Origin of the sequence: Salinivibrio kushneri, from assembly GCF_027286325.1 — a bacterium.
Classification (GTDB): Bacteria; Pseudomonadota; Gammaproteobacteria; order Enterobacterales; family Vibrionaceae; genus Salinivibrio; species Salinivibrio kushneri_A.
In genome coordinates this window covers 144,585-157,736 of sequence record NZ_CP114588.1, presented here as the reverse complement: position 1 = coordinate 157,736, position 13,152 = coordinate 144,585, and the positions used below count along the sequence as shown (strand labels likewise).

The window sequence follows — 13,152 nt, the reverse complement described above, 5'->3', positions numbered from 1 at the left end:
GCAATTCGTCCCCTTGATGGTGGGACGCGAGAAAGAGCAATGACAAAACAGCGACACGACTACGACACGCACGCGTATAACCCAGCGTTCTCGCGTGCTTACTTAGCGCCTAAATACTGGGGCACGTGGCTGATGCTACTCATCGCAATGCCTTTCAGCCTTCTGGTGCCGGCGCGCGGTAAGCATCGCTTCGCACAATGGGTGGCGCGCAAACTGGTTAAAAAGAAAAAAGGCACGATCCTTAACGCCTGGCTTAATCTGGAAGCCTGCTTTCCCGAGAAATCCGCGCAAGCACGCGAAGCCATATTAGTCGACACCTTGACCACCGCCGGGGCTTTTTTGCTGAGCTTTCCGCTGATCACCTTGCGCAGTCGCCAGTGGCTTCAAAACCACTGTGATGTGACTGGCATGGAACATATCACTCGGCACACTGATAACGGTGAGGCCGTGATCCTCTTTGTGCCCCATACTTGGGCCATTGATGCAGCCGCGATTTTATTTGCCTCACAAGGGCTCCCCGTGGCGGCATTCTCAAAACGGCAAAAAAATCAGCTGCTGGACTGGCTAATGCACCGTCAACGCGTGCAATATGGCGGCAACTGTTATGAGCGCGAAGCAGGAATCAAACCCTTTATCCGCGCAGTTAAACGCGGGTTTTTGGGCTACTACTTGCCCGACGAAGATATGCGAGATGAGAGCAGCGAGTTCGTACCGTTTTTTGCCGCGACCAAAGCGACCTTGCCAAGTTTAGGCAAGTTAAGCAAAGTCACCCGCTCGCATATTGTCCCTGTGCTTTCAGGCTTTGATGCCCAGACGGGACGGTTCGTCATCGAGGTACATCCTGCGTTTAATGACTTCCCAACGGGAGACAGTCGCACCGACGCACGCATGATGAACCAACAAATCGAGACCATGCTCGACGGCCAGTTAGATCAATACATGTGGATCTTACAACTGCTGCGCACCCGCGAGGATGGCCGTAATATCTACCAAGAGGCAAAGAGGAAACGGGCATCATGACACGCATTTTAATCATTGGCCCATCATGGGTCGGCGATATGGTGATGTCGCAGTCTTTGTACAAAACCCTCAAGCAACAGCACCCGGATGCCAAGATTGATGTGATGGCGCCCGCTTGGTGCGCGCCGATTCTCGCGCGCATGCCCGAGGTTAATCGCAGCATTGAAATGCCACTCGGCCATGGCGAATTGGCACTTGGTAAGCGCTACCAACTGGGCAGGCGCTTAGCAAAGCATAGCTATGACCGAGCCTATGTACTGCCTAATTCCGCAAAATCCGCGCTGATCCCCTGGTTTGCAGGAATACCGACGCGGATAGGCTGGAAAGGTGAAATGCGTTATGGCTTGCTCAACGACCTGCGTCCCAACAAGAAAGCGTTTCAATACATGGTTGAGCGTTATGTTGCTCTGGCCCACCCGCGCACCGAGATGCAAAGTTCTGCCTCGCTGGGCGGCCTAGACAGCCTCCCTAAGCCGGCGCTAGACATCGACCCAGACGCCCAAGCGGCCGTCATCGCCAAACTGGGATTAAATCAAGACAAACCTGTGATTGGTTTATGCCCGGGTGCCGAATTCGGGCCCGCCAAAAAATGGCCTGAGCAGCACTATGCTGAAGTGGCACGCCAAGCGCATCAACACGGCTACCAAATCTGGCTATTTGGCTCAGCAAAAGATGTTGAAACCTGTGAAAAAATTGCCGCTCTTGCAGAAAACGCGCCTAACATTCATGTATTGGCAGGCAAAACCAACTTAATCGAAGCCGTCGACCTCTTGGGTACGTGCCAAACCGTGGTCAGCAATGACTCGGGGTTGATGCACATCGCCGCGGCAGTCAACTGCCAAGTGATAGCCATCTACGGCTCAACATCTCCCGATTACACCCCACCGCTGACCAGTAAGGTCGATATTGTGCACACGGATATCGAGTGCCGTCCTTGCTTCCAGCGCGAATGTCCCCTAGGGCACTTAAAATGTTTAAACGATCTCGCCCCGAGCCGAGTTGCTTCTTTAATTAAGGTGGGTAATAACCAATGAGCAAAAACATCAACACGGTTGCTGCTGCACTCATCGTCAAGAATGAGGCAGATAACATTGAACAATGTTTACAGTCGGTATGTAATTGGGTAGATGAGATCGTCATTTTGGATTCAGGAAGCTCAGATAACACTGTTGATATAGCCAAACGTTTTACTGACAAAGTTTACGTTACCACTGATTGGCCTGGCTTCGGGAAGCAACGTCAGCGAGCCCAGTCCCACGTGACCAGTGATTTTGTACTTTGGCTTGATGCAGATGAAATAGTGACGCCTGAGCTTAAAGAGAGCATTCTTCATGCTCTTGATGAAGTTCGACCTAATTGTGTTTTTTATGTTAATCGACTATCTAAAGCTTTTGGAAAAGAGATAAAACATTCTGGTTGGCACCCTGATTGGATTTGTCGCCTTTATAAAGCATCAGAAGCGCACTATTCAGATTCTTTAGTACATGAACACGTTGTTGTGCCAAGCACCCATAAAAAAATATATCTAGGTGGTATATTAAAACACAATACCTTCAAATACCTTCATGAATATACAGCGAAAACCAATCAGTATATTAAGTTGTGGAGCGATCAGCGAGAAGGGAAGAAGACATCAAGCTTATCAAAAGCTATCTCCCATTCTATATTCAGATTTATAAAAATGTATTTTTTAAGGAAGGGTTTTTTAGATGGTAGACATGGGTTGGTTCTTGCACTATTGAGTGCGAACGTTGTTTTTACGCGTTACGCAGATCTATGGTTGAGAGAATATGTGAAAAAGGCGCCCTAAATGCACATTTGTCACGTCAATCTCGCGTCAGGCTTTAGTGGTGGGGAACGCCAAACCCTCACCTTAATCCAGCAACAAGCCCAAATGGGCTACCAGCTCACGGCGGTGGTGAACCCTAAAAGCCAGCTGCTCGACGAGCTTCGCGCGATACCTCAATGCCAAATCGTGCTTTGTCCGCACTACACTCGGCAACATGGGCGCTCAATCACTGCGACATGCGATCTGATCCATGTTCACGAAGGCCGTGCCATTTATTGGGCACTGTTTCAACACCTATTGCACCGCGTGCCCTACATAGTGACACGCCGCATCGATAACCCTTTAAAGAAAAAGTGGTTATCTCAACTGGCGTACCGCAAAGCCAGCGCGCTGGTCGGTTTGAGTTCGGAGATCATCCATCAACTAGAAAAACGCCACCCTGATGCCAAGTTAGTCAAAATCCCTAGCTCTCCTGTCACCTACCCTGTCTCGCAAGATAAGGTTGAGCAAATCAACGCGCACTTTCGTGGCAAGTTCTTGGTGATTCATGCCGCCAATATGTATGCGCATAAAGGCTTTGATGTCACGATTGAAGCTGCACGATTACTGGCTGATACATCACCTGACATTCAGTTTTGCTTACTCGGTGACGGCAAAGAGCGTGACGCTTTAGAGGCGCAAGCTCAGGGGCTCACAAATGTGCAGTTTATGGGTAAACAAGCCAATATGGGAGATTGGTTCGCGGCGGCCGATTTGCTCGTTCACCCGTCCTATACAGAGGGATTGGGCTCAGTCATTTTAGAAGCGATGGCGGCAGGGCTTCCCGTGATAGGCGCTCGCGCGGGCGGGATCCCTGATATCATTGAAGACAGCATTAGTGGCTATTTAATCACACCAGGGGATAGCGCATCTCTCGCTGCGAGAATTCACAATATCAGCAAAGATGATGTCACACTTTCCTACATAAAGGAAAACTCCGAAACGAGGATAGGCCAGTTTGGCATATCTGAATGCGCTAGAAAATATGAAGTTCTATATAAAGAAGTAAAGGATTAGCTTTTCAGCTTGTCGAGGCCATTGGAAGCCCAAAACGCTTCTTCTTGAACGGTTTTATGATAGATATCTTTGTTAGTTGAAGACCTCGGTAATTCGTGGTGATACATGTGTAACAACGCTGCGCCAAACTTGATAGCCTTGGTTCGTACGCCCACACCTTTCAGTCTGAATTCTATATCAGTATCTTCACCCACTGCTGGCGCCTCATAGTTCATATCAAAACCGTTTATCCTTTCTAGGTCTTTCTTATGTATAGAAAAATTACACCCTATAATTGATCTTGGCTTCGAGGAAATACTCATTAAACGTTGTAACCAAGGCAAACACAGGCCATTTTTAAGGTGTTTGCCCGTGTACTCTGTCGTGTTTTTCTCCCTTCGATTAACTAGATAGTCAACTAGCATGGATAGCATATACTTATGACTAAATGTCGACTTTTTATTAGTTTTCACCAGTAAATCCGTGTACTTCTTAGACAGCTCGACTCTACGTCCACACACCACGGTCCCCCGTTCAGCTGCTTGCAGATGATCTCTGACAAACCCATGCTGAGGAACACAATCACCATCAATAAAAATCAAATAGTCACTTTTTGAGGCGAGTATCGCCTTATTAAGAATTCTGTTTTTCCTAAACCCCTTATCCTCATGCCAAACATGTGTAACAGAAAATGGCAGTTGTTCTACTTTTACAGATAGCCAATTTTTCACCTCTTCTTTCGACCCATCATCAGCGACCACAACATTAAAATCATGATTCCACTGCTCAGTCAGCGACTGAAAAATCAACTCTAAAGCGTTTTTGTTATTGTAAAAGGAAATAATCAAGGTGGCAGATTTACTTTTCATAAAGAGCGCTGTTCAATAAATGCTGTGACAACTGTATCATAACACTCTTATTTGTGGTCAGTTCGAGAGCCAACTTGTGCGCTGGATATATACACTGTTACTCACGCTTGCCGCCCCTTTTCTGCTTTTTGGGCTTTATCGCAAACGGCCTGGTAAGCCTGTTGTTGGCGAGCGGTGGCGTGAACACTTTGGTGGCACGCCCAACGTAGACGGTCAGCCTATTTGGCTGCACGCAGTATCGGTGGGAGAAGTCCTCGCCGCAAAGCCGGTGATCAGCGCGCTGCAACAAGCCTATCCAGATGTCGCGATTCTTGTTACCACTACCACCGCCACAGGAGCTGAGCAAGCCAGGCGTATCGATGGTGTCATACACCGCTATATGCCGGTTGATTTCCCTTTTGCGGTAAAACGTTTTCTCCGTGCGGTCTCTCCCCGTTTATGCGTGATTATGGAAACCGAGCTTTGGCCAAATACCTTGCATCATGTGGGTCGAACGGGCATCCCCATCACGGTCATCAACGCCCGGCTTTCTCAAAAAGCTTGTCAACGCTACCAAAAAATCGCACCGCTCTTTCAAGCCATGAGCAAACATATCGACTTAATCGTTTGTCAGCATCAAAACGATCAGGCGCGTTTTGCAAGCCTCGGTGTTGCTGACGACAAGCTCGCGGTGGCTGGCTCGGTGAAATTTGATATTAAAGCCGTGGATCCGGCGTTGGGTGCCGCACTTCGTGAAACACGTGGAGAGCGTCCTTGTTGGATAGGTGCCAGTACTCACGCGGGAGAAGACGCCACCTTGCTCGCCGCTCACAGTGTATTACTGCGCGACTACCCAGACGCCTTGCTGATATTGGTCCCTCGTCACCCAGAACGTTTTGATGATGTCGCCCAGCAAGTGGCCACCCAAGGGCTCAGCGTACAACGACGCACCGAGGGTGAGCCGCTGGCGATCAGCACCCAAGTCTACCTTGGTGACACCATGGGAGAGATGATGACCTACTTAGCAGCCGCGGATGTGGTGGTGATGGCGGGCAGCTTTTTAGGCACAAAAGTGGGAGGACATAACCTGCTTGAGCCCGCAGCGTTAGGCAAGCCCCTTTTAACTGGCCCAAGCTATTATAACTTCCAAGTGATTGGCGACGCGCTGATTGAGGCAGGCGCCCTGCAGGTGTGTAACGACAACCAAGACCTCGCCGCCAAAATAGGGGCCTTTTTTAGTGCCCCCGCCCTTGCCGCACAAGCGGGTAACGCTGGGCTCTCTGTGGTTGAACAAAATCGTGGCGCGGTCGAGCGCACCTTGCAGGCACTCGCCCCCTGGCTTAATCGCCCGCGCTAGCGTCTTACTTACGGATATGATTGTAGCCTTTTAATACGGCAGCCCAGTCTTCGGGTTGCCAACGGATCTGACGCTTCTCTTTTTCTTTTTTAAACGAGCGATGAAGGCGGGCAAGGTTATCCTCTTTCCACTGCTCGCCATCGCGCTGCTGGCACTTATCGAAGTCAATCAGCCACAACTTTCCTTTTCTATCACGGAGAATATTGTGGATATTCAGATCGGTATGACACACACCGGCGTCGTGTAGGCGGCGAACTAACCGACCAATGGCACGGTAATCATGGGCAAGTAAGCTATTTTCACTCAAGACCGCAACCAGATCGCGCGCACCTGGGATTTTCTCCACCAAGATATCGGCACGATAGGTACGGCCATTTTTTACTGCACGCGCGGCAACAGGACGAGGTACCGGCATTTTTTTCTCGCGAAGATAGGCCAGTAAGTTGAACTCAGCGCCACAACGAGTCGCTTCCCACCCTTGAAACCAATACTGATCTTTCACGAATTTACCAAACACGCCACCGCGGTAGTAATGACGTAACGCCATCTCCATTTTCGGCCCTCGAATAAAAAACGTGGTACCGCGCCCTTTCGCTGAGCCGGTGACGGCCGCTTGTTGGTGCCAAAAATGAATATCAAAATACTGACGAGGGTCGCCCTCCACCAAGGCAGGGTCGTACCAAATACACTCGTTGTCACGTTGCTCTACTTCTATACTCACGGTTTTTCCTGTTTGCGCACTGACGCTGGCGCACATCAGTGTACCTTGCTCGTCAATGGATTCACAGGCGAGAGGTCACGGCGCTGCAAGAACAATGCGTGATGGACAAGGATTTGATAACCTCTTCCCAGATCAACGTTTTTAAGGAAAAGCTCGTGACACACAAACAGCATACACGCGTGATTTACCCAGGCACATTTGATCCCATCACGAATGGCCATCTGGATCTGATTGAGCGGGCGGCAAGAATGTTTGATGATGTGATTGTGGGGATCGCGGCTAGCCCAAGCAAAAAGCCATTGTTCGACCTGGATGAGCGAGTGGCGCTCACGCAAGCGGTCACCGCACACCTTCCCAATGTCTCAGTGGTGGGCTTTTCAGGGTTGCTGGTCAATTTTGCCAAGCAGTACCAGGCCAATATTCTGGTGCGCGGTTTGCGCGCGGTCTCTGACTTTGAGTATGAATTTCAGCTGGCCAATATGAACCGCCGATTGATGCCAGCGCTCGAGAGCGTGTTCCTCACTCCCTCCGAGGAGCATTCATTTATCTCCTCGACGTTGGTCAAAGAGGTGGCGTTACACGGCGGTGATACCAGTGAGTTTGTCGCGCCTAGCGTACTGACCGCGTTGCAAGAAAAGCTGCAAGACAAGCGTTCATAAGGGCTGGCATTGCGGGCAAAACACGGTTGCCCGCTGGCCGATAACCATCCGCTCAAGGGTCACGCCACAAGCGGGGCACGGCGCACCCGATTTACCGTACACGCGCAGCTCTTGAGCGAAATAACCGGCTTTACCATCTACCTGGGTAAAGTCTTTTAGCGTGGTGCCGCCTTGCGTAATTGCCGCCGCTAACACGGTTTTTATCTCATCCACCAGCTTTGTCGCCTCGGCAAAGGAAAGACTCCCTGCAGGACGTTTAGGGTGGATACCAGCACAAAACAGCGATTCATTGGCGTAAATATTCCCCACGCCTACCACCACCGCGTTGTCCATGATAAAGCTTTTCATCGCCATTTTTTTACCCGCCGCCTTGGCCAATAAATAGTCTGGGTTAAACGCATCAGTGAGTGGTTCGGGGCCCAGCTTGCCTAATACAGGATGCGGTAAATCCCCTTCCTGCCACAGCCAGGCGCCAAAACGGCGCGGATCGTGATAACGAATCACACGACCATTACTTAGCGTGACATCCACGTGATCGTGCTTTTCCGGTGCAAAAGCGGTTGGCAGTACGCGTAAACTGCCCGACATGCCAAGATGCACAATCGCAGTACCGACGTCGGTCTCCAATAAAAGATACTTGGCGCGACGCGTGACGCGACGTATCACCTGGCCTTTCAACTGTTGTAAGGTTTCGGGGATGGGCCAACGTAGCTTGGGCTGACGAATGGTAATCTCGGTGACCGTTTGCCCTTCGACATACGGCATGATACCTAAACGGCTTACTTCTACTTCCGGTAACTCTGGCATAAAGACAGCTCTTAATATTTACGACTTTGATAGCGGAAAAAGATACCGACTATCTACCGATACCGCTAGCCATTGGCCGTGCTCGTTTTGCATCAACCAAAATTGGGGTTGTTGATAATAGGTAATGCGGATGGGCTCTTGGTCGGGGCGACGGGTGAGCTCCAACGTACGGGGAGACGTTAATTGGGGTCGCAATGACTGCATGGTGGTGTCATCGACTTGCGTCCCAGTCAGCCCTAGCCAGCGCTGAGCAAGCTCTGTCGGGCTAATCACCAAGGGTTTATCCGATTGCCAGCCCTCTAACGTACGCGTCAGTGTTAAATGGGAAAACCGCAACGACAGCACGTCACTGCGCGACTCAACCAGCGCAATCACCCCCTCAGGTGTTGCCCGTGCTTGGCGTTGATGACGCAAATAATCTGGCAGCAGCATTAAGCCAAAAAAAACCACCACTGAGAGAATCAGGATGTTATTCCATGTCTGCCGCTTTAGCTTCATGTCTGTTCACCTGAGGACGTTACGCTTGTCCTCCGCAGTATAACCACAAATGCGGCCAGATTTTAGTTATAAAAAAACCCAGCCTAAGCTGGGTCTTTCTCAAAGCGTCAATCAAATTACTTGATTTTGGCTTCTTTATACATAACGTGCTTGCGAACTACAGGATCAAATTTTTTGATCTCGAATTTGCTAGGCATGTTACGTTTGTTCTTGTCTGTGGTGTAGAAGTGACCAGTACCTGCAGAGGATACTAGACGAATCTTCTCACGAACGCCGTTTTTAGCCATTCTCTAATTCCTCTTATACGTTCTCACCGCGGGCACGCATTTCTGTAAGTACAGAATCAATGCCTTTTTTGTCGATGATGCGCATACCTTTAGTAGATAGACGCAGTTTAACGAAGCGTTTTTCGCTTTCTACCCAGAAACGATGAGTTTGCAGGTTCGGCAGAAAACGACGCTTGGTGGCGTTATTAGCGTGAGAGCGGTTGTTACCAACTACAGGACGCTTGCCAGTTACTTGGCATACTCGTGACATGAAAGTCTCTCCAAAATCGTTTCGGCTCGATATCAACCTTGTCCGCCAGTCCTGCATCGTTAAGGTCAGGTCGAAGGTCAAGGCTATCAAAGGTGGCGCATTATACTAACTGAATTCACATTGCTCAAGTCCCGAGCAGATCCTTTTATGCGCTTTTTGATCGTTTTTTTCGCCAATGGCGATCCTTAAGGGGATAACAACCAACCTCGTTCGGCGAACGATACCACATCTCCGTCCCCAATCACTAGGTGATCAAGCACGCGAACATCCACTAATGACAAGGCATTGGCAATTCTATCGGTAATATGTCGGTCTGCCTGGCTCGGCTCTGCCACGCCGGATGGGTGGTTATGGGCCAAAATCAGTGCTGCCGCATGCAACTCGAGCGCGCGACGGACAATTTCTCGTGGATAGACGCTCGCCGCATTGTGTGTGCCTTCAAAAAGCTGTTCATCGGCGATCACGCGATGCTGATTGTCGAGAAATAAAACGTAAAATGCCTCGCGAGGTCGGTCACGCAGCAAGGTCGAAAGGTAACGGCGAGTATGGTCTGGGCTGGTGAGTGCGTCGGTTTTGCTCAAGGTTTCTTTTAAATAACGTCGACTCAACTCCAATACCGCCTGCAACTGGGCGTATTTGGCGCTACCCAGTCCTTTTCGCTGACAAAACGCCCCTTGGTCCGCGCCCATCAGCGCCCGGAGCGAACCAAAATCCTGCAACAGATGGTCAGCCAGCGCTACCGCACTCATCCCTGTGACGCCCGTGCGTAAAAAAATCGCCAACAGCTCGGCATCCGAGAGGCTTTCCGCTCCCCGTGCTAACAAGCGTTCCCTGGGGCGACAATCTTGCGGCAAGGTTTTTAGGCTCATGGTGATTCCTCTTCAACGTTGCCGCCAGTTAAAGTAAGCGCCTTTCATGCCGCAATGACTTTTCCGTGTAACTGCGGCGCGTTCGCGATTTTATCATGAGCCACCATCAACGCTTTCAGCCGTGCGCTAGCCATATCACACCCAACGCACATCACACCCCATGCGGATTCATGCGCTCAAACAAGCTTTTTGCGCTAAGGATTATGGTATGGTTTTATCATTCATGTTCCAACACACAGAGCATTATGGCCAATAGTTCACAGCAGCCAGCCCAGACGCTGGCCGGTAAACGTATTCTGCTTGGCATGGGCGGCGGGATTGCCGCGTATAAGTGTGCCGACCTTACCCGCCGCCTCATCGAGCGTGGCGCTACCGTCAAGGTGGTGATGACTCATGCTGCAAAAGAGTTTATTACCCCACTGACCCTGCAAGCCGTTTCCGGTCATCCGGTATCGGATAGCTTACTCGACCCCGCGGCTGAGGCCTCTATGGGGCATATTGAACTGGCTAAATGGGCCGACTTGGTGCTGATTGCCCCCGCAACCGCCGATTTAATTGCCCGGATCCACGCTGGCATGGGCAATGATTTGCTCACCACCGTGTGCTTGGCCACCGATGCCCCCCTGGCGATTGCGCCGGCGATGAACCAGCAAATGTATCGCGCCCACGCCACCCAAGCGAACTTAAGTGGGCTACGTGCACGCGGCTGCCTGATATGGGGCCCAGACAGTGGCGCGCAAGCCTGCGGTGATGTGGGCCCCGGGCGCATGCTCGAGCCTTTGGCCTTAGTGGGTGAATGCGAACGTTGGGCCGGTCCCAAGCCGCTCTCAGGCAAGCGCGTGATGATTACCGCCGGCCCTACCCGCGAAGCGCTAGACCCAGTCCGATATCTGTCTAACCACAGTTCAGGGAAAATGGGCTATGCCCTCGCCGAGGCGGCAGCCCGTTTAGGGGCCGATGTCACCTTAGTCTCCGGCCCGGTGGCTTTGGCAGTGCCGACAGGTGTCACGCGTATTGATGTCACCAGTGCCCAACAAATGCATGATGCGGTGCATGCGAGCATCACCGATCACGACATTTTTATCGGCTGTGCCGCGGTCGCGGACTACCGTCCACAGACCATGGCCGAGCAGAAAATGAAAAAGCAGGCCAATCAAGACACAATGACGGTCACCATGGTGAAAAATCCCGACATTATTGCTTCGGTAGCGGGCTTAACAACACATCGTCCATTTACGGTCGGCTTTGCCGCCGAAACCCAAGATGTAGCGGCCTACGCGCGTGACAAGCTGACGCGCAAAACGCTTGATATGATTTGTGCTAACGATGTATCCCAATCCGATCAAGGCTTTAACAGCGATCGCAATGCCTTGCACCTGTTTTGGCCTGGGGGAGACAAAGCCCTACCGGTCACGGAAAAGCGTACATTAGCTCACGAGGTGATGGCGCACATACATGCCCGCTATTTACAGCAAACCATCCAGGATGAGCACTGAGGTGCGTGAAAGGGGCAACCTACTTATCGCCAAAATACAAGTTCAAAAGCGTGCGCCATGGCCACGCTTTTTGCTTTTAATACAGAGACCTCGTCGCTAAGATAGGGGAAAAATCCACACATGGCGGCACCTCTCCATGATGCCTCCTTTACCGGTCGCCAGTGTGACAGATAAAAAGACAAAGGAATCGCATCCATGGCAGCCCCAAAAAAAAGTAATCGCCGCGAAGAGATCCTTCAAGCGCTCGCGCAAATGCTGGAATCCAACCAAGGCAGCCAACGCATCACCACGGCCAAACTCGCCGAGCAAGTCGGGGTGTCTGAGGCAGCTCTCTATCGCCACTTCCCCAGTAAAGCGCGGATGTTTGAGGGGCTAATCGAGTTTATCGAAGATTCCCTGTTATCCCGCATCAACCTGATCATTGAGGAAGAAAAGGATACCTTGGTGCGCCTCAAACTGATTTTGCAATTGCTGCTGGCCTTTGGTGAGCGCAACCCGGGGCTCACGCGCATCATGACAGGCCATGCCTTGATGTTTGAGCAAGATAGATTACAAGCGCGCATCAACCAGCTGTTTGAACGCGTCGAAGCGCAGCTTAAGCAAGTACTGCGCGAGCGTCGTTTACGCGAAGGAAAAGGGTTCCCATTGGATGAGGCAGTGCTCGCCAGCCAATTGATTAGCCAAGTGGAAGGTGGCTTTTGTCGCTACGTGCGTTCGTCATTTAAGCAGTTGCCGACTGCCAATTTCGAGCAATACTGGCAACTGCTCACCAATCAACTGCAGTAAATAGCGCAGTGCAACTGGCGTAGTGCAACAGGCCACCTAAATGGCTCTGCCAGCTGCACGCGCGTAACTTAAATCCCGTAGCTCGCCTGGTACGCTTTCACCGCCGCTAGCTGAGCCGGATCGGCTTGGCTTTGCTCTAAATAAGTGACCAAGTCCGATAAGCTAATAATGGAAACCACCTGACAACCAAAGTCACGCTCGACTTCTTGGATCGCCGACAACTCTCCTTGCCCACGCTCTTGGCGGTCAATGGCCACCAATACACCGGCAAGCTGTGCCCCTTGCGCTTGAATCAGTGTCATTGACTCACGAATGGCGGTACCTGCGGTGATCACATCATCCACCAACATCACACGGCCACTCAGCGCGCTGCCGACCAAGTTGCCGCCCTCACCATGGTCTTTGGCCTCTTTGCGGTTAAAACAATAAGGCGTATCCACATCATGATGCGTAGCAAGTGCCACCGCCGTGGTGGTCGCAATCGGGATCCCTTTGTAAGCCGGACCAAACAACACATCGTAATCAATCCCTGCATCCATCAACGCGGCCGCATAAAATTCACCCAGCTTTGCCAAATCGCGCCCGGTGTTAAACAAGCCGGCATTAAAAAAGTACGGACTCTTCCGCCCTGATTTAAGGGTAAACTCGCCAAACTTTAATACCTCACGCTCTAAGGCAAACTCAATAAACTGGCGCTGATAGGCTTTCATTCGTTCCTCTCTTGGTTGTC

16 protein-coding genes are annotated in these 13,152 nt (G+C 51.0%); 8 read left to right on the top strand and 8 right to left on the bottom strand.

Annotated features, from left to right (window positions below):
* The first annotated feature begins 39 nt into the window (after window positions 1-39).
* From lpxM to N8M53_RS00755, 4 genes are read left to right on the top strand one after another with little or no spacing between them, the layout of a single operon-like run.
* Window positions 40-1,020, top strand: coding sequence for a lauroyl-Kdo(2)-lipid IV(A) myristoyltransferase (gene lpxM, locus N8M53_RS00770; protein WP_269579146.1), 981 nt, complete (start codon window positions 40-42; stop codon window positions 1,018-1,020).
* Window positions 1,017-2,054 (top strand): lipopolysaccharide heptosyltransferase II, encoded by a 1,038-nt coding sequence (waaF, locus tag N8M53_RS00765; protein ID WP_269579145.1) that lies wholly within the window; start codon window positions 1,017-1,019, stop codon window positions 2,052-2,054. Before lpxM ends, waaF begins: the two co-directional genes overlap by 4 nt.
* Window positions 2,051-2,830: a glycosyltransferase family 2 protein gene (locus N8M53_RS00760; RefSeq protein ID WP_269579144.1), complete on the top strand. Its 780-nt coding sequence runs from the start codon at window positions 2,051-2,053 to the stop codon at window positions 2,828-2,830. The genes waaF and N8M53_RS00760 overlap by 4 nt, the downstream gene beginning before the upstream one ends.
* Complete coding sequence (locus N8M53_RS00755; protein WP_077667427.1) at window positions 2,831-3,865, top strand: glycosyltransferase family 4 protein; 1,035 nt, start codon at window positions 2,831-2,833, stop codon at window positions 3,863-3,865.
* Here N8M53_RS00755 and N8M53_RS00750 read toward each other — a convergent pair.
* Entirely contained in the window at window positions 3,862-4,713 is an 852-nt protein-coding gene (locus N8M53_RS00750) for a glycosyltransferase (RefSeq protein WP_077667426.1), read from the bottom strand. The two genes, N8M53_RS00755 and N8M53_RS00750, sit on opposite strands and share 4 nt — an antisense overlap.
* Window positions 4,714-4,789: 76 nt before the next feature.
* Between N8M53_RS00750 and waaA the strand changes: the two genes are divergently transcribed.
* Complete coding sequence (waaA, locus tag N8M53_RS00745; protein WP_269579143.1) at window positions 4,790-6,049, top strand: lipid IV(A) 3-deoxy-D-manno-octulosonic acid transferase; 1,260 nt, start codon at window positions 4,790-4,792, stop codon at window positions 6,047-6,049.
* Window positions 6,050-6,053: 4 nt separating this feature from the next.
* Here the strand turns inward: waaA and N8M53_RS00740 are convergent, their stop codons facing one another.
* Window positions 6,054-6,764 (bottom strand): 3-deoxy-D-manno-octulosonic acid kinase, encoded by a 711-nt coding sequence (locus tag N8M53_RS00740; protein ID WP_269579954.1) that lies wholly within the window; start codon window positions 6,762-6,764, stop codon window positions 6,054-6,056.
* A gap of 119 nt (window positions 6,765-6,883) precedes the next feature.
* Between N8M53_RS00740 and coaD the strand changes: the two genes are divergently transcribed.
* The gene (gene coaD, locus N8M53_RS00735) at window positions 6,884-7,429 is read left to right on the top strand and encodes a pantetheine-phosphate adenylyltransferase (RefSeq protein ID WP_392397585.1); all 546 of its coding nucleotides are present in this window, start codon (window positions 6,884-6,886) and stop codon (window positions 7,427-7,429) included.
* On the opposite strand, the gene mutM is transcribed toward coaD, so the two are convergent.
* From mutM to radC, 5 genes are all read right to left on the bottom strand, one after another.
* Entirely contained in the window at window positions 7,424-8,236 is an 813-nt protein-coding gene (mutM, locus tag N8M53_RS00730; protein ID WP_269579142.1) for a bifunctional DNA-formamidopyrimidine glycosylase/DNA-(apurinic or apyrimidinic site) lyase, read from the bottom strand. The two genes, coaD and mutM, sit on opposite strands and share 6 nt — an antisense overlap.
* A gap of 18 nt (window positions 8,237-8,254) precedes the next feature.
* Window positions 8,255-8,734, bottom strand: a complete 480-nt coding sequence (locus N8M53_RS00725) for a hypothetical protein (RefSeq protein WP_269579141.1) — start codon at window positions 8,732-8,734, stop codon at window positions 8,255-8,257.
* A gap of 116 nt (window positions 8,735-8,850) precedes the next feature.
* Window positions 8,851-9,021, bottom strand: a complete 171-nt coding sequence (gene rpmG, locus N8M53_RS00720) for a 50S ribosomal protein L33 (RefSeq protein WP_046074696.1) — start codon at window positions 9,019-9,021, stop codon at window positions 8,851-8,853.
* Between the two features lie 13 nt (window positions 9,022-9,034).
* Complete coding sequence (gene rpmB / locus N8M53_RS00715; protein ID WP_046074695.1) at window positions 9,035-9,271, bottom strand: 50S ribosomal protein L28; 237 nt, start codon at window positions 9,269-9,271, stop codon at window positions 9,035-9,037.
* A gap of 185 nt (window positions 9,272-9,456) precedes the next feature.
* Complete coding sequence (gene radC / locus N8M53_RS00710; protein WP_046074694.1) at window positions 9,457-10,140, bottom strand: RadC family protein; 684 nt, start codon at window positions 10,138-10,140, stop codon at window positions 9,457-9,459.
* 245 nt (window positions 10,141-10,385) lie between these two features.
* Here radC and coaBC point away from each other — a divergent pair, with 245 nt between their 5' ends.
* A complete protein-coding gene (gene coaBC / locus N8M53_RS00705) occupies window positions 10,386-11,636 on the top strand; it encodes a bifunctional phosphopantothenoylcysteine decarboxylase/phosphopantothenate--cysteine ligase CoaBC (protein WP_269579140.1) in 1,251 nt (416 codons plus the stop codon).
* Between the two features lie 195 nt (window positions 11,637-11,831).
* On the top strand, window positions 11,832-12,422 hold the full coding sequence (gene slmA, locus N8M53_RS00700) for a nucleoid occlusion factor SlmA (protein WP_069361925.1): 591 nt from the start codon (window positions 11,832-11,834) through the stop codon (window positions 12,420-12,422).
* A 68-nt stretch (window positions 12,423-12,490) separates the two neighbouring features.
* Here the strand turns inward: slmA and pyrE are convergent, their stop codons facing one another.
* Window positions 12,491-13,132, bottom strand: coding sequence for an orotate phosphoribosyltransferase (gene pyrE / locus N8M53_RS00695; protein ID WP_269579139.1), 642 nt, complete (start codon window positions 13,130-13,132; stop codon window positions 12,491-12,493).
* Between the last annotated feature and the right edge of the window lie 20 nt (window positions 13,133-13,152).